Annotated in this window: 13 protein-coding genes; 4 read left to right on the top strand and 9 right to left on the bottom strand. The window is 40.1% G+C overall.

Going from position 1 to position 16,434, the window contains the following annotated elements; all coding sequences use genetic code 11:
* Positions 1-157: 157 nt before the first annotated feature.
* Positions 158-970: a TraB/GumN family protein gene (locus BA1DRAFT_RS00365; protein WP_036775191.1), complete on the top strand. Its 813-nt coding sequence runs from the start codon at positions 158-160 to the stop codon at positions 968-970.
* A gap of 198 nt (positions 971-1,168) precedes the next feature.
* Positions 1,169-1,645, top strand: coding sequence for a Cys-tRNA(Pro)/Cys-tRNA(Cys) deacylase YbaK (gene ybaK, locus BA1DRAFT_RS00360; RefSeq protein ID WP_036775189.1), 477 nt, complete (start codon positions 1,169-1,171; stop codon positions 1,643-1,645).
* A gap of 61 nt (positions 1,646-1,706) precedes the next feature.
* Here the strand turns inward: ybaK and ushA are convergent, their stop codons facing one another.
* Positions 1,707-3,365 carry a bifunctional UDP-sugar hydrolase/5'-nucleotidase UshA gene (gene ushA, locus BA1DRAFT_RS00355; RefSeq protein WP_036775187.1) on the bottom strand — a complete coding sequence of 553 codons (1,659 nt, stop codon included), beginning with the start codon at positions 3,363-3,365 and terminating at the stop codon, positions 1,707-1,709.
* A 265-nt stretch (positions 3,366-3,630) separates the two neighbouring features.
* Here ushA and BA1DRAFT_RS00350 point away from each other — a divergent pair, with 265 nt between their 5' ends.
* Both BA1DRAFT_RS00350 and ybaL read left to right on the top strand, forming a co-directional pair.
* Positions 3,631-4,848, top strand: coding sequence for an MFS transporter (locus tag BA1DRAFT_RS00350; RefSeq protein WP_036775186.1), 1,218 nt, complete (start codon positions 3,631-3,633; stop codon positions 4,846-4,848).
* A 241-nt stretch (positions 4,849-5,089) separates the two neighbouring features.
* A complete protein-coding gene (gene ybaL / locus BA1DRAFT_RS00345; RefSeq protein ID WP_036775184.1) occupies positions 5,090-6,796 on the top strand; it encodes a YbaL family putative K(+) efflux transporter in 1,707 nt (568 codons plus the stop codon).
* 215 nt (positions 6,797-7,011) lie between these two features.
* Here the strand turns inward: ybaL and BA1DRAFT_RS00340 are convergent, their stop codons facing one another.
* The 8 genes from BA1DRAFT_RS00340 to BA1DRAFT_RS00305 form a co-directional block, all read right to left on the bottom strand.
* Positions 7,012-7,623 carry a LysE family translocator gene (locus BA1DRAFT_RS00340; RefSeq protein ID WP_036775182.1) on the bottom strand — a complete coding sequence of 204 codons (612 nt, stop codon included), beginning with the start codon at positions 7,621-7,623 and terminating at the stop codon, positions 7,012-7,014.
* A 1,030-nt stretch (positions 7,624-8,653) separates the two neighbouring features.
* On the bottom strand, positions 8,654-9,964 hold the full coding sequence (locus BA1DRAFT_RS00335; RefSeq protein WP_036775180.1) for an inosine/guanosine kinase: 1,311 nt from the start codon (positions 9,962-9,964) through the stop codon (positions 8,654-8,656).
* A 96-nt stretch (positions 9,965-10,060) separates the two neighbouring features.
* Positions 10,061-11,164 carry an LPS O-antigen length regulator Wzz(fepE) gene (gene wzz(fepE), locus BA1DRAFT_RS00330; RefSeq protein WP_036775178.1) on the bottom strand — a complete coding sequence of 368 codons (1,104 nt, stop codon included), beginning with the start codon at positions 11,162-11,164 and terminating at the stop codon, positions 10,061-10,063.
* Positions 11,165-11,342: 178 nt separating this feature from the next.
* Positions 11,343-12,320, bottom strand: a complete 978-nt coding sequence (hemH, locus tag BA1DRAFT_RS00325; protein ID WP_036775176.1) for a ferrochelatase — start codon at positions 12,318-12,320, stop codon at positions 11,343-11,345.
* Positions 12,321-12,496: 176 nt separating this feature from the next.
* Entirely contained in the window at positions 12,497-13,141 is a 645-nt protein-coding gene (gene adk / locus BA1DRAFT_RS00320) for an adenylate kinase (protein WP_036775173.1), read from the bottom strand.
* 184 nt (positions 13,142-13,325) lie between these two features.
* Positions 13,326-15,218: a molecular chaperone HtpG gene (gene htpG / locus BA1DRAFT_RS00315; protein WP_181147765.1), complete on the bottom strand. Its 1,893-nt coding sequence runs from the start codon at positions 15,216-15,218 to the stop codon at positions 13,326-13,328.
* 246 nt (positions 15,219-15,464) lie between these two features.
* Complete coding sequence (gene recR, locus BA1DRAFT_RS00310; protein ID WP_036775169.1) at positions 15,465-16,070, bottom strand: recombination mediator RecR; 606 nt, start codon at positions 16,068-16,070, stop codon at positions 15,465-15,467.
* On the bottom strand, positions 16,070-16,399 hold the full coding sequence (locus tag BA1DRAFT_RS00305) for a YbaB/EbfC family nucleoid-associated protein (protein WP_021323842.1): 330 nt from the start codon (positions 16,397-16,399) through the stop codon (positions 16,070-16,072). The genes recR and BA1DRAFT_RS00305 overlap by 1 nt, the downstream gene beginning before the upstream one ends.
* Positions 16,400-16,434 lie beyond the last annotated feature (35 nt).

Genomic DNA, 16,434 nt, shown 5'->3' with positions numbered 1-16,434 from the left:
TAAAAAACTAGAAAAGTAAATACAGCGGTCAAGTAAAATCTCCTTGTATACTGAATAGTAGTAAAAAAACATTCAATGGAAATGGATAGAGATACAGTTGTAATATTAACCTGAAAAAATAGTTAGCCTAAAGAATAAATGCTAAACCGGAGCACAAATGGGACGACTGATTAAACACCTTACCAATATATTAGGAATCAATGCCTTCCACCGTTATCCCTATCCCGCTCACGATATTACACTGGCAGGTGATAGACATTTGCATCTGGTGGGCAGTATTCATATGGGTACGAAAAATATGTTCCCACTGTCGGAAATATTGATAGCACAGCTTAATCAATCCGATACATTAATCGTGGAAGCAGATATTGCTCAGTCAGACTCTCCATTTCATGATGAGTTTCAATCATATCACCGTATCGAACAACGTTTATCTTCTGAGATGTATCAGAATTTTCAGGACTGTTGCAATGAGATCCAACAGCAAGAAGAGTTCCTCAATCTGTTGCCCTCATGGCAAATCGCTTTAATTTTACAAGCTGGGCAAGCACAAAACCTTGGATTACATCCCCAATACGGTATCGATTATCAGCTCCTGAATGCGGCCAAAGCTCAAGGAAAAACGATTATTGAACTAGAAGGTACCGAATCACAAATTAATTTACTTAATCAAATTCCCAATAACGGCCTGCCACTACTGGAAGATACATTAACCCATTGGCACGCAAATGCCCGTGCTTTACAAACCATGATCAGTTGGTGGATGGACTATCAACCAGAACAACAAGAACATGCTTTACCAACAACTTTCAGTAAAGAGATATACCAGCTATTGATGACTGAGCGCAATAAACGATGGAATAAGCGTTTACAGGAATTACCTGCCGGTCGATACCTCGTTGCTGTTGGCGTTTTGCATCTGTATGGTGAAGGGAATTTGCCCAAGATGCTGACAGAAAAACAGCATTAAAAAAAGGCCAATATTACATATATCGCTATAATAATATTGGCCAATCATATGAGGTATAATCTGTCATTTTTGTTATTCTTAAGTACGGGATATTACCTGTTTGTATACAAGCAACAGAGCCATAGTCAGATTATCAATTCCATCATTCCATTTCATCCATTATCTTTAATTTACAAAATCATCCTATGTAATGAAATCATGACACCTGCGATCATTTTACTAGAGAAACAGAAAGTTAGCTTTACTCTTCATACCTACGAACACGACGCAAATGAGCATAACTTTGGTGATGAAGCAGTGAGGAAATTAAGACTCAATGCCAGGCAAGTCTTCAAAACTTTGCTGGTTGCACTTAATGGTGAGGCTAAAAATTTGGTAGTAGCGGTCACCCCCGTTTCAAGTGAACTAGATTTAAAAAAGGTCGCCAAAGTTTTTAAAGTCAAAAGAGCCGAGATGGCTGATCCGCAAATCGCCCAGAAAGTGACAGGATATCTCGTCGGCGGGATCAGTCCGCTGGGACAGAAAAAACTCTTGCCAACGGTTATTGATAATCAGGCGCAACAGTTCCCTACTATCTTTGTCTCTGGTGGCAAACGAGGGTTAGATATTGAATTAGCGCCATCTGATCTCTGTAGGTTAGCGAAAGGCACCTTCGCTGATATTGCAAGAGTTTAAATTATTACCCAAAAAGGGCTGCCAAGATTGCAGCCCTTTCGATTTATCATTCTGTCAGGGATTATTGATAAATAATTTCACCCTTTGGCTCATAATCAGCCGCTTTCAATGGTGAATGCTTCTCGATATAGTCTTTCAAAACTTCTGCATCAACAAAACCGGTGTTGACATAGGTTAGATAATTATCAACTCGTGGATAGCCATCACCACCGATAGCATTAAAGTCAAGCATTGCCATGCGGTAAGTTTTATTCGGCTCTAGTGGCTTTCCACCGATTTTTACCTCTTTAACGCCTTTACCATCAGCAATCAGGCTAACATTCACAAACTGTGCGTAAGCACCAGAATCAACTTTCATATTAGCAATCACTGCCAGATATGGTTCAATTTCGCTGCCTTTCATATCAACGTAAACCAATGAGTTGGCAAATGGATGCACTTTCAACACATCTTTATAAGTGATATCACCTGATTCAATCGAATCGCGAATACCACCACCACTCATAATCGCAAAATCAGCATCCGCGCGTTCCATCATGGCAGAAAGAGCAACATGAGCCATATTAGTCTGAACAAAACGAACTTTGCTGCGATCCCCTTCCAATTTACCCTCAATAGAACCCACTTTTACACCAAGCTGTTTATCACCTTTATCCTGATAAGGCATCAACAACTTTAACATATCCTGGTTTTGTGCAATTTCATGAGTGTAGTAAGCACGTTCAGTAGAACCGTCCGCTTTCTGCACTTTCTTTTTGAGGTTAATAGGGATCAACTGATAGTGAGTCAGCGTCAATTCACCATTACGGAATTGAAAATCAGCTCGACCAACATATTTACCCCACTCATGAGCCTGGACAATCCAAGTACCGTTCTGACGATCCGGCGAACATGGCGTTCCTGGCACATAATCGATCTGTTTATAATTTTTATTTTCCGCAGACATACAGACCGGATCTTGTGAATGACCACCGACAATCATATCCAGATAGCCCGCAGGCAAACTACGCGCCATTTCAACATCACCCGGCGCATTAGAACCATGATTACCGTTGTCATAGTGCCCCATATGGGTGGTGGCAATAATCACATCTGGCTTTTCATCTCTCTTAAGTTCTTCAACCACCATTTTGGCTTCTGTCGCAGGAACACGAAATTCAACATCAGGAAAATTAGCCGGGTTACCGATTTTCGCCGTATCATCAGTTGTCAGACCAATAACGGCAATTTTCACACCCTGTTTATCGAAAATGGTATAAGGCTTGAACAAACGTTTGCCGGTGCTTGCTTGGTAAATATTGGCAGCCAGAAATGGAAAATTTGCCCATTTTTCCTGTTGACGTAGTATTGACAAAGGATTATCAAACTCATGGTTCCCCAACGCCATTGCATCATAGCCCACCAAATTCATGCCCTTAAAATCAGGTTCGGCATCTTGCAAATCAGATTCTGGTACACCGGTATTAATATCTCCGCCGGAAAGTAGCAACACACTACCACCTTTTTTCACGACCTCTTGGCGGATTTCATCAACTACCGTTTTTTGAGCGGCTAAACCATACTCGCCATAATCGTTATGCCAAAAATGCCCATGATGGTCATTGGTGTGCAAAATGGTAATGTCATAGGTTTTGTCCTTCTCCCACGCACTTGCGATTGCTGGAAGTAATGCTATAGATACAACCAAAGCGCAAGCTGAGGTCTTGAACGAGAGTTTCATGGTATATCTCCATGTTTTTTTTAGTGAATTGCCATGCAAAAACAGCTTCAAAAGCTAACAAGGCGGGATAAATTGATCATTTCTTGAGATAGGTTATGTATGTTATGCAGTTATTAGAACATGTTTTGCTTCGTCTTCGCGGGAGTACCATAAAACTATACCCAAAATAGTAAAAAATCAACTCTCTACCTAATATGTATTAAAATTCAACAAATAACCAATATACTGATTACTGATTACTGATTAAGACAGGTTGGCAGCGAATATGAGTGAACAGAGCAATACTACTATAGCCCCATCTCCCACAAGAAAAACCAGGAATACCGTTTTCACTATTCTTGGTGCAATCAGTGTTTCACACTTATTGAACGATATGATCCAATCGCTGATTCTAGCGATTTATCCTTTACTACAATTAGAATTCAACTTAAGTTTTGTGCAAATCGGTATGATCACACTGACCTATCAGATTACCGCCTCTTTATTACAGCCACTGGTAGGTCTCTATACTGATAAACATCCACAGCCCTATTCATTACCTGTTGGAATGAGTTTCACTTTATCCGGTCTATTACTGCTGGCCTACGCCAACAATTTCTCGTTAATTCTATTAGCATCTGCATTAATTGGTACAGGCTCTTCGGTATTCCACCCGGAATCGTCGCGCGTAGCACGTATGGCATCCGGTGGTCGACACGGATTAGCTCAATCTCTTTTCCAAGTCGGCGGTAATTTCGGCAGTTCCCTTGGGCCTTTGCTAGCTGCTGTGTTTATTGCTCCCTATGGCAGAGGCAACGTTGGCTGGTTCACTCTGGCAGCATTACTCGGTATCATCGTGCTGCTACAGATCAGTAAATGGTATAAGGCTCAGAATTACATCAAGAAAAATCAAACTAAAGCTGACCTCGCCGTCAAAGTTTTATCAAGAAAAACCGTGATAGGTTCCTTGGTTATTTTGCTAATTTTAATATTTTCCAAATATTTTTATCTCACCAGTATCAGTAGCTATTATACTTTTTACTTAATACACAAATTTGGCATTTCCGTACAAAACGCCCAATTTCATCTGTTTATTTTTTTATTCGCAGTTGCAGCAGGAACCATTATTGGTGGACCAATTGGCGACAGGATCGGCCGAAAGTATGTTATCTGGATATCTATCCTAGGAGTTGCACCTTTTACCTTAGTTCTGCCTTACGCTTCTCTATACTGGACAAGTATTCTATCAGTGATTATTGGTGTGATTCTAGCATCTGCGTTCTCTGCAATCCTGGTATACGCTCAGGAACTTATTCCAGGTAAAACCGGGATGGTATCCGGCCTGTTTTTTGGGCTAGCTTTTGGTATGGGAGGTATTGGCGCAGCGGTACTTGGTGATATTGCAGACAGAACAAGTATTGAACTGGTTTATCAGATTTGTGCTTTTCTGCCATTACTTGGCATATTTACCGCTTTATTACCTAATATAGAAGATAAGAACTAGAAAAATCACCATCCAACCCCACATAAAATTTACTTTTTATGTGGGAATAGTGCTTATTTACCTTATAAATATTCAAATAGAACAACACAAATCCCTGTTACGGGTAATTTAATCCTTTCAATCCATATTTTTTGATGTTTTATTCATTTTTTTAGCGAATTTACCTCGAATTATCTATAAAATACAGTTACACCTACCTCTTCACTATGCTATTTACTAGCCTCAGCACGAAGGAGTCTTAATGGAGCACTCGACACCACTTATCACCACTATCGTTGGCGGGTTCTTTATCGCTTATCTGCTCGGTATGCTGGCACAACGCCTGAAAATCTCACCGCTGGTTGGTTATCTTACTGCGGGAGTACTCGCTGGTCCTTTCACTCCTGGTTTTGTCGCTGATGCATCACTGGCCCCAGAATTGGCAGAAATTGGTGTCATCTTATTGATGTTTGGTGTTGGACTGCATTTTTCACTCAAAGATCTACTCGCTGTAAAATCCATTGCTATCCCCGGAGCGATTGCGCAAATATTGGTCGCGACATTACTCGGAGTAGGATTATCAGCAATACTGGGGTGGGAATTATTTAGCGGTATCGTCTTTGGTCTCTGTCTATCAACCGCCAGTACCGTTGTTCTGTTACGAGCGCTAGAAGAGCGCCAACTGATCGATAGCCAACGAGGTCAAATAGCTATTGGCTGGCTGATTGTCGAAGATCTGGCGATGGTGCTGACTCTGGTATTACTGCCTGCGGCTGCCGGTATTCTTGGTAATAAAGAAGCCGATATTGGGCAGTTAGTTATCGAACTCGCCATGACCGTCGGCAAAGTTATCGCGTTTATCCTGCTGATGATTGTTGTTGGCCGTCGTCTAATTCCGTGGGTACTGGCAAAAACCGCCAGTACTGGCTCCAGGGAACTGTTTACCCTTGCCGTGTTGGTTATCGCCTTGGGTATCGCTTACGGCGCCGTTGCTCTGTTTGATGCTTCATTCGCACTAGGGGCGTTCTTCGCCGGTATGGTATTAAACGAATCAGAACTAAGCCACCGTGCCGCCCAGGATACGCTGCCACTCAGAGATGCTTTCGCCGTATTGTTCTTCGTTTCTGTTGGCATGCTGTTCGATCCAATGGTCCTCATTCAACAGCCACTATCTATATTGGCAACGTTAGCAATCATTATTATTGGTAAGTCCGCTGCTGCAATGTTACTCGTAAAGATGTTCGGCCACTCACGCCGGACTGCGTTGACAATTTCAGTCAGTCTGGCACAAATCGGTGAATTTGCCTTTATTCTGGCTGGTCTTGGGGTCGCACTTGGCTTACTGGATGCAAATGCCCGTAACCTTGTTCTAGCTGGCGCGATTGTTTCTATCATGCTAAACCCAGTTCTATTTAGCCTGTTGGATCGCTATCTGGAAAAAACAGAAACTATTGAGGAACAGTTGCTGGAAGAAACGCTGGAGGAAGAGACGCAAATTCCTGTCGATATCTGCGGTCACACTATCGTTGTCGGCTACGGACGTATCGGCAGCTTGCTATGCCAACGCTTGCAGGAAAAAGAGATCCCTCTGGTTGTTATTGAAAACACCAGAGCCAAATTTGAGGAACTCGGTGAACAAGGTATCAGTGCCGTCATGGGCAACGCCGCCAGCAAAGATATTATGTCACTGGCTCGCTTGGATTGCGCCTGCTCCCTTCTACTGACCATTCCCAATGGCTATGAAGCAGGTGAGATTGTCGCTAGTGCAAGAGAAGCACGCCCAGATATTAATATCATTGTCCGAGCTGACTATGACGATGAAGTTACCTATATCACGGAGCGTGGGGCTAGCCACGTTATTATTGGCGAGCGTGAAATTGCCAAAACAATGGCAAGTGTATTAGCCAATAGTGAGCAAGGCTATCCGACTGAGCCTCCCCCTGCGTCGCCCTTTTCGCCATTAATCTAAGAAGACGCGACTGTTGATGGCATAATTCCCTATTCGTTACCGAGTAGGTTTTTTCTTCTATTCTATAGTGAACCATATGAGCCGTTCTTATCACTTTAAGTACCAGCGATAAGAACGGCTCAGAGGAAACAAAGCTTTCAGTTACAGTATCGATCTACTCAATTCTGTACAGCAAAAATCAATCGGAAAGTCGTAATATCAAATATTTCATTACGTCAAAGATATAAAACACCTTTCATTGACGTGTAAAACATTGAAACAGAGAAAACACATAACACTACAGAAGCAAGACGATAAAACAGATCGGGTTTTAAACTCCCTTTTACCAGCTTTCCTGCATATAGCATTTTCCCAACCCCCACCCAAATTAAAGAAACAGGCAATAACGCGCAAACAAAAACCGCCATACATGGAATGTATTCTGACCACAAAGTAAATGCAGTAAGAGGAAATATATATGTAGCAAACACAAAAGCCTTAGGATTCAGCAATGTGGCAAATAATACCGTGATAAAGTTGATTTTCGCCGCATTCTTGTCTAATGAGAAATGCCAAACTTTAAAAGCCAAATAAGCAATGTATGTCGAAGCACACATCTTTAAGATAACTAATGACCATACGAAAGCATGAGAGACAGTAGATAAAAATAACCCCCACAAACTAATTGCTGTTATATAACCCAGTGCCTCAGCTAATATCAGCCTGAGTGTACTAATAAAACCATGTGAATATCCAGACGATACCAAAAGAGTATTGGTTGGTCCCGGCATAATTAAGACCATACTCACCATACTGGCAATTCTTATATAATCGTAGTAACTATTCATAGTATCCTCAATGGCTGTTATAGATAATAATTAATTACTTGAAATATAATAGGAAATTTTTAATAAAAAATTTCATCACGTTCCTCCATTTCTTTAAATTAGCAATAATAAGTTATAGTCATTAAATACTATGACTTTCATTTAATAGCTATTAGCTGCGTATTTTCTTCAAATGTTAGTAGTCTCAATAACTCCAATTCAATAATAAAAGATACAAAAAATCTGTCCTAATATAGGCCACAAAATCAAATAATTACAGTAAACAAAAAGTATTTCGCTAAATGATCCTTCTAAGTTATCAATCATCGATAAAATTTCGCTATCGGAATTAGCATTAGAAAACACTAACTCACATATCAATACTATACAAAAAAATATGAAACTCCGTATCAGCCTAGGGGCTATTTCTAGAATATAGCAGCACCCATCCATATATAACTAATATCATTTCTATATATGGTCGATATCATTTCAATATATAAAGAATATCATTTCAGTATATTACTAATAAAGGAGTATCCTCTAGCCAATCATCTTGATTATAATTATTAAAATCAACAATTGAAAAATCAGTTCCAATATTTTTAAAAATTGTGATTTTAGTCCAAATTAATCTTCCATCTGTTACCTCATAAAATAAATAGAAAAATTAGAGAAATCATTAAATCAGCACAAGTCTGGTTGATAATTTTAGCGATATATAGCTATATTATAAATGCTCTAACATGCGTAATTATCATATATAAAACAATAGGATAAGTTGAAAGAAAAAAATAAACAGAAAATTTCATTTGCATATTTTTGCTATCTGAATGATATAAATATTCTATTCCAGAATATTTTTACATATTATGTGAATTTATTTAGACATATATATAAATAAGAACAAAATACTTTTTCTTTTATCAATTCAACAAAAAATCATTATTCTTAATAAAATAAACTTTAACTATCATTCATAATCTTAATAAATGATTTTATACCTAAATTTCGGCACCGTATTAATTTATACGGTGCCGAAATTTCAGAATTATCGCTCCCAATAAGACTCTTCCAAACTGTCTTCTTTTTCAGGTAAGCCACGACTTAATCGTGGGGAATGCTGACTCAATACCTGATAGCTAACTCTGTTAGCATATTTACAAACCTGAGCAAGTGATGAATATGTCAGATAAGTACGGAGATGTTTACTGGAATTAGGCACATTCATTCTATGGTGATTATTAGCCGTTATATCATGCAGTAAAGCAGATAAAGCACCATCACCAGCACCATTGGTATTCATGATTCTTTCCGGCCCCCCCATATAAGGTTCAATATGGGAATAAACTTTCATTGGGATTTGGCAATCAGATTTACGCATAGCGCGGCTGAATTCATAACGGTTAAATTCAGCAATAGCCCCCGGTAACAATGGGTGAGTTGTCTGACGCGTGTAATCTTTTTCCGTATAACCTGCCATATATAGTCCAGCCGGACCAGCGGTACACAAAACTAAATCAACCCAATCCAACGCCATATCTGAAGCTAATAGCGGATCACTGCAACCAGTAAGCTCATAAGCCTCATCTTCATTCATTGCCAAAACAGAAATATTCTCAACTAAAAAGTCACGCCACCATTGTGGATCATCAGCAATAACATATTTTGTTCCCAACGTCAGAACGACAGGCACACTATGTTTTTTCGCATATTCAATGGCCTTCATGGTCGCTTCTGGCATTGGTTCTCCCGGTTTACAACGAACCAGGTAAGCGGTTAACACCAATGCAGAAGCTTCAGCAATAATCTTCTCAGGAATACTCTCCGGCTTAAGTTGATTCATTTGCCCAGGACTGATGGCAAAAGTTCGCTCACCATTTTCCGTTACTAGCGTAAAACAGCGCCCAATTGCCCCGTTCACACCTTGTAAGTAGTTCAGATCAGTACGGCTAGATGTGTTACATAAATAGCGGTAAGCATAGCTGCCAATCTGAATATTATTGCACATAGTACCTAGTAAGACAGAACGATCATCGGCAAGAACCGAGTAATTATGTAAGGTATTACCAATAGTGCCGCCAGCAAATTCGTGGCTAATAAGATTATTATCAGTAAGTTCTTTATACAGGGCTTCAGCGACATCATCTTCAATAACTAATGAATGCCCTTGGCTGAGGTTATAGCGCTGGATAAAATCTTCGTCTACTTTCGCTTCAATATCTACTAATGTCTGATCGATGCCAACGATATAAGCTCGGTTATTCTCACCATCCATCATCTCTTTAATTGGCTGGAGTAAAGGATCACGCAGACTAACGGGAAAATAGTGTTTTGATTTACGTTTACCGGGGAATTTCATTTTTGATTGATGCTATGACGCCAAAAGATGCAGCATATTAGCACAACAAAAGACTAACAGGCAGCAAATGTCATTCGACATTTGCTGCCAAAAAAACTACGCCGCTTTCTGACGACTACGTGCCATATGACGAATCAGAACAAACACCACAGCTAGGATCAGCCCAATAAAAGCACTGCCTACCAAAATAAGTAAACGTTTCGGTGAATCTTTCGCCGTTGGCTCATAAGGAGCCTGCATATATTTGAATGGTTGGAAATTAACTGTGTCTATTTTAAGTGCTTTAAGCGCCTTTATATAGAACAAACGGTTACGTAAGTCAGCATCAACTGAGGCGGGATCTTTAATATCCTCCGTAATTTTCAGCTTACGTTGTAATGCATCAGCCCCCAGAGCAATTGAATAATCTGGATCGTCTTTGATCATTGCACCTTCACTGGAAATAGGTTTTTTAATTCCTGCTGAATTAGCAATAGATAATGCATGTTTCAATCGCTCAATATTTGCTTCCTGTACATTATTAACACGATTTAAATCAACGCTATATAAACCTTCAGAGTAAGCAAGCTTTTGCTTCACCATATCACTTAATTCACTCTTCACCTGCTCATGAACAACAGACGACACATAGTCAATATAGCCATTTAACAGGTTATATGCATCCTCAGCAGTTCCAGCACTGAAAATCAATTTAGTTTCACCATTTTCATCATCTTTCTCCGCTTTTGAAGAAGATGAAATATTATCATTTACAATCTTTTCAATAAGTTTTCTTTTTGCAAGCGGTGAATGATCATCTGATTTCGCTATCAGATTTTTAAAATAATCTGTATTGATCAGATATTCTTCACGTAAAACCCGTGAATTAAAATTATTTAAAAAATTATTATACAACGACGACGAAGTTATTGATGGTTGTAAACTTAAAACCTCTAACTTAGTCAGGGTATCTTTAAGTGGTTGTATCTCTTCAAGTTGAGGTTTAACAACAGAAGCCGAACTACTCCACTTTTGTGGCATCAAAGAAGCTGCTGCAAAGCCAATAACAGCAAAAAGAATAGTAACAGCAATAATCAATAACTTTGATTGAAATAAAACAGAGAATAACTCAAACAAATCAATTTCATCATCTTGTTTTGAGTTGTAATAATTAAAATATTCTTCACTGAAATTAGTGCTTTTAATCGGTTTATTACTCATTATTTATATCCAAATTCAAATATGCTGTTACTAATTGATATACAAAAAATCATCCCACTAGCCTATAGGTTAGTTCCCATTTACTCTGAAATAAGTATGGCAGTTCCACTAGGCTGGCATCCTTGTAGCAATATACCTTAAAAAGCCAATGAACCCTAATGATAGATTAATCCTATCACTATTCATTTCTGTTTCTGACAAACCCGTTAACCAACGCTTCAAGGAGTAAAATATGACTAGTATTGTCGTTAAGCGCCGGAATATATTCAAATTTTTCCCCTCCAGCATTAAGAAATATCTCTTTATTTAGCTGTTTTATCTCTTCCAAAGTTTCCAGACAATCAGACGAAAATCCGGGGCAAATCACCTGAATATGCTTTATTCCCTGATTAGGCAGGGATTTCACTGTTTGATCCATGTATGGCGTCAACCATTGTTCACGACCAAAACGCGACTGATAAGCCATTATTACCTGCTCTGCCGGATAATTAATTGCTTGCTTTAGCAATCGTGTTGTTAATTTACACTGCTCAGCATAAATATCACCCGTATCAACAAAACGCTGCGGAATGCCATGATAGGAAAGCAATAATCTGTCTGGTTGACCATGCTTATCGAAACTCTGCTCAATAGTCTCTTTCAGTGCAGAAATATAAGCCGGATGAGCAGCATAATTACGAATAAAGTGAATCCCAGGAATAGTGCGATATTTTTGCAATACCCGACTGATACCATCAAATACCGCCGCAGATGAGGAGCTGGAATATTGGGGATAAAGCGGCAAAACAATCAATTGTTCAACATTCTGCTTAAGTAAGTTATCAATCGCTTGCTCAAGAGATGGAGAACCGTAATTCATTCCCAGTTCAACAGGGATGTCAGCAAGTTTCTCTGCCAGTAATTTCTGTTGCCGACGGCCATATACTAACAGAGGAGAACCTTCATCAGTCCAAATTTTCTGATATAACTTTGCTACACGTGAAGAACGTAAAGGCAAAACAAAACCATATAATATTGGCTTCCAGATAAATCGAGATAAGTCTACGACTCTTTTATCGCTCAGAAACTCGGCTAAATAACGTCTTATAGCCGCAGTTGTTGGCTTATCAGGAGTACCAAGATTAACTAATAAAACACCATATTTACCGTTGTTCATTATGTCGATCCTTAATTGTTTCGCTGGTGAAAACCCTAGCATAATAAAGTACAGATGAAAATCATGTTTATATACGAAAACAATGAGGAAAAACCGACTAATTTACCTGATACAGTAAATAAATAATATAAGATAAGGCGACTTATTAGTCGCCTTCTAAGAATCATTCAGGTTGATTAATCCAAAATTTTAGATAATTCTTCACTAATCTCAGATACCTTACGAGTACCATCAATTCTAAAATATTTGGTATAATCTGCCTCTGCTTCTTTTTGATAGTAGGATACTAAAGGTGCTGTCTGTTGATGATATTCAACTAAACGTTTACGCACGATATCTTCGTTATCGTCTTTACGAACGGTCAACTCTTCACCCGTCACATCATCCTTGTTCTCCACTGCCGGCGGATTAAATTTGATGTGATAAACACGGCCAGATGGCACATGTATACGGCGCCCAATGATACGTTCAATAATCAGTTCATCAGGAACATCGAATTCCAGGACATAATCAACATTAATCCCCGCTTCTTTCATTGCATCAGCTTGGGGAATCGTACGAGGGAACCCATCCAACAAGAAACCATTGCGGCAGTCATCTTGTTTGATACGCTCTTTGACCAAAGCAATAACCAGTTCATCAGTAACCAGCTTACCATGATCCATCAGCGCTTTCGCTTTTAAACCCAATTCTGTGCCAGCCTTAACCGCAGTACGCAACATATCGCCAGTAGAAATTTGAGGGACCCCATATTTCTCCACGATGAATTGCGCCTGAGTCCCTTTACCGGCGCCCGGAGCGCCCAGCAGAATAATACGCATTGCGTAAATCCCCTTGCTAGTTAGTTTTTATATTTTCAGAAAACGAATCACCATACCATTTAGCATGGGGTTCGCTCAAGGAAACAGGTAAACGATTTCGTGATATTTTTCTGTAAAAATAAACCACGCCCCATCTTATTATTAGAGGCGTGGTTTACAATCGTTATCAAGAAATATAGTTAAATCAAGCTTTTTCAGACAATAGCAACTGATTCATACGGCGAATAAACTGATTTGGGTCTTCTAATGTGCCACGTTCGGCAAACAATGCCTGATCAAGCAACAGTTCAATCCAATCCGCAAATTGAGCCTCATCACTGATATCAGCAGCCAGTTTTACCAACTGATGATCAGGATTCAGTTCAAAATTGTACTTAACATCCGGCACTTGTTGACCAGCCGCAGCAAACAATTTCGCCATCTGCGTGCTCATTTCATCCGCATTTGTTGTCACAATTGCTGGAGTATCAGTCAGACGGTGAGTCAATTTAACCTCTTTCACGCGATCACCAAGCAGTGTTTTCACACGCTCAACAAACGGTTCCAGTTGCTTTTCAATTTCTTCCTGCTCGGCTTTGTTTTCATCTGCCAGTTTATCCAGGGACTCATCGGCTTTACTGACTGACTGGAATTTTTTACCATCAAAATCAGTGAGGTATCCCATCATCCATTCATCAATGCGCTCTGACAGCAACAGAACTTCAATACCTTTTTTACGGAACAGCTCCAAATGAGGACTGTTTTTCGCCGCAGCGTAACTGTCTGCGGTGATGTAGTAGATCTTATCCTGACCTTCGGTCAGCCTGCTAACATACTCTTCCAGAGAAACTGTCTGTGCCGAGCTATCATTATGAGTAGAAGCAAAACGCAGCAATTTAGCGATAGTTTCCTTATTGGTACTATCCTCTGCCGGACCTTCTTTCATTACCAGACCAAACTGTTGCCAGAATTGCTGGTACTTTTCTGCATCATCTTTCGCCAGTTTATCCAGCATCTGTAATGCACGTTTGGTCAATGCATTACGTAAATTACGGGTAATAGAATTATCTTGTAAAATTTCACGGGAAACATTCAGCGGCAAGTCGTTGGAGTCAATCAGGCCACGGACAAAGCGTAAATAGTTCGGCATAAACTGTTCCGCATCATCCATAATAAACACTCGCTGGACATACAATTTCAGGCCGTGCTTATGCTCACGGTTCCACATATCCCACGGAGCCTGAGACGGAATATAGAGCATGCTAGTATATTCCTGTTTACCTTCTACGCGGTTATGGCTCCAGATCAGCGGATCAGAAAAATCATGAGAAATATGTTTGTAGAACTCTTTGTACTCTTCATCTGTAATTTCAGATTTACCACGAGTCCACAAAGCTTGAGCTTTATTAATCTTTTCCCAAGTTACTGTATCCTCTTCACCCTCTTCTTCGCTCTTGTTTTTGGTTTCAATTTCAACCGGCAAAGCAATATGGTCAGAGTATTTACTAATAACAGAACGCAAACGCCAGTCATTCAGGAATTCATCTTCTCCTTCACGTAAATGAAGGGTGATCTCTGTACCGCGCGTCTCTTTTTCAATATCAGCAACCGTGTAATCGCCTTCTCCGGCAGACTCCCAAAATACGCCCTGATCAATTGAAGCGCCAGCCGCACGAGTACGTACAGTGACTTTATCAGACACAATAAATGCAGAGTAAAACCCAACACCAAACTGACCAATTAACTGGCTGTCTTTAGCCTGATCTGAACCAATAGATTCCAGAAAAGCTTTTGTTCCTGATTTAGCGATTGTTCCAAGGTTATCGATAACTTCATCACGAGTCATTCCAATGCCATTATCACTGATCGTGATGCTTCTCTTTTCTTTATCAAAAGAAAGACGAACGCGTAGTTCACCATCATTTTCATAAAGTTCTGGAACAGATAATGCGCGGAAACGTAATTTGTCAGCAGCATCGGAAGCGTTTGAGATTAGCTCACGAAGGAAAATCTCTTTATTGGAATAGAGTGAATGGATCATTAATTGCAGAAGTTGTTTTACTTCAGACTGAAATCCACGGGTTTCCTGACCTTTCATACTCATTTATTACCTCAATCTAAATCCAGTTCAGACAGACAAAATCAGACGATGATATGCAGATGGGGATAAATAAGTTGAATTTCAAGTTTGATTATCCAAAAGAATTATGAAGTAACTTTTGATCATAGCAATAATGAACTAAAAGGCATGCGCCACATAAATGTAGCGCCTCAAAACCTTTACGATTTGCTCTAATCTGGTTACAACACTATTCGGTCAAAACCGTAAGGCACTAACAGAAAATCAATAAGTAATCTTCTGCCGCCCGGCAATTGAATGAGACAATGTTGTACCATCTACCATCTCAAGTTCACCACCAACTGGTACGCCATGAGCAATACGACTTGCTGTTACACCGTATTGAACGCATATCTCTGCGATATAATTGGCAGTGGCCTCTCCCTCTACTGTCGGATTAGTCGCCAGAATCACCTCTGAAATCTCTTCAGTGGCGAGCCGATCCTCAAGACGATCTAAACCAATATCCATTGGGCCAATACCATCTAATGGGGATAAATGCCCCATCAATACAAAGTAACGCCCGGCAAACTGCCCAGTTTGTTCAATAGCATGAATATCCGCAGGGCTTTCAACCACACAGATTTGACCATTTTGTTGACGGCGTGGATTAGCACAAATCGTGCACTGTTCCTGCTCGGTAAAAGTCCGGCAATATTTGCAGTGTCCAATTTCTGACATCGCTCTGGTCAATGCCTGAGCCAAACGCATTCCACCACTGCGATCGCGCTGTAGCAGATGAAAAGCCATCCGCTGCCCAGATTTAGGGCCAACCCCTGGTAAACAGCGTAATGCTTCCATCAAGGATTCAAGGAGAGGACTGGTTTGCATCAGAATGGCATCTTAAAGCCTGGCGGCAGTTGCATCCCACTGGAAACACTTGCCATTTTCTCTTTCTGAGTCTCTTCAATACGACGAGCTGCGTCGTTGAATGCAGCAGCAATCAGGTCCTCCAGCATCTCTTTGTCATCTTCCATCAGGCTTGGATCGATCTCAACACGACGGCAATTATGGGCACCATTGATAGTCACTTTAACCAGACCTGCACCCGATTCACCCGTCACTTCCAGATTGGCGATCTCTTCTTGCATTTTCTGCATTTTGTCCTGCATTTGCTGGGCCTGTTTCATCAAATTGCCCAAACCACCTTTACCAAACATAGATTTCTCTCTTCGCTATGGCTACATCGTACAAC

Source organism: Photorhabdus aegyptia (assembly GCF_000612035.1).
GTDB lineage: Bacteria > Pseudomonadota > Gammaproteobacteria > Enterobacterales > Enterobacteriaceae > Photorhabdus > Photorhabdus akhurstii.
The sequence above is the reverse complement of the archived record's forward strand: the minus strand, read 5'-3'. Positions and strand labels throughout refer to the sequence as shown.

Bases quoted from the DNA above. Each gene is read 5' to 3' on its own strand.
- htpG (WP_181147765.1), bottom strand. From the start codon at position 15,218: ATGAAAGGTCAGGAAACCCGTGGATTTCAGTCTGAAGTAAAACAACTT.
- BA1DRAFT_RS00335 (WP_036775180.1), bottom strand. From the start codon at position 9,964: ATGAAATTCCCCGGTAAACGTAAATCAAAACACTATTTTCCCGTTAGT.
- BA1DRAFT_RS00350 (WP_036775186.1), top strand. From the start codon at position 3,631: ATGAGTGAACAGAGCAATACTACTATAGCCCCATCTCCCACAAGAAAA.
- adk (WP_036775173.1), bottom strand. From the start codon at position 13,141: ATGCGTATTATTCTGCTGGGCGCTCCGGGCGCCGGTAAAGGGACTCAG.
- BA1DRAFT_RS00305 (WP_021323842.1), bottom strand. From the start codon at position 16,399: ATGTTTGGTAAAGGTGGTTTGGGCAATTTGATGAAACAGGCCCAGCAA.
- ybaK (WP_036775189.1), top strand. From the start codon at position 1,169: ATGACACCTGCGATCATTTTACTAGAGAAACAGAAAGTTAGCTTTACT.
- BA1DRAFT_RS00340 (WP_036775182.1), bottom strand. From the start codon at position 7,623: ATGAATAGTTACTACGATTATATAAGAATTGCCAGTATGGTGAGTATG.
- recR (WP_036775169.1), bottom strand. From the start codon at position 16,070: ATGCAAACCAGTCCTCTCCTTGAATCCTTGATGGAAGCATTACGCTGT.
- ushA (WP_036775187.1), bottom strand. From the start codon at position 3,365: ATGAAACTCTCGTTCAAGACCTCAGCTTGCGCTTTGGTTGTATCTATA.
- BA1DRAFT_RS00365 (WP_036775191.1), top strand. From the start codon at position 158: ATGGGACGACTGATTAAACACCTTACCAATATATTAGGAATCAATGCC.
- hemH (WP_036775176.1), bottom strand. From the start codon at position 12,320: ATGAACAACGGTAAATATGGTGTTTTATTAGTTAATCTTGGTACTCCT.
- ybaL (WP_036775184.1), top strand. From the start codon at position 5,090: ATGGAGCACTCGACACCACTTATCACCACTATCGTTGGCGGGTTCTTT.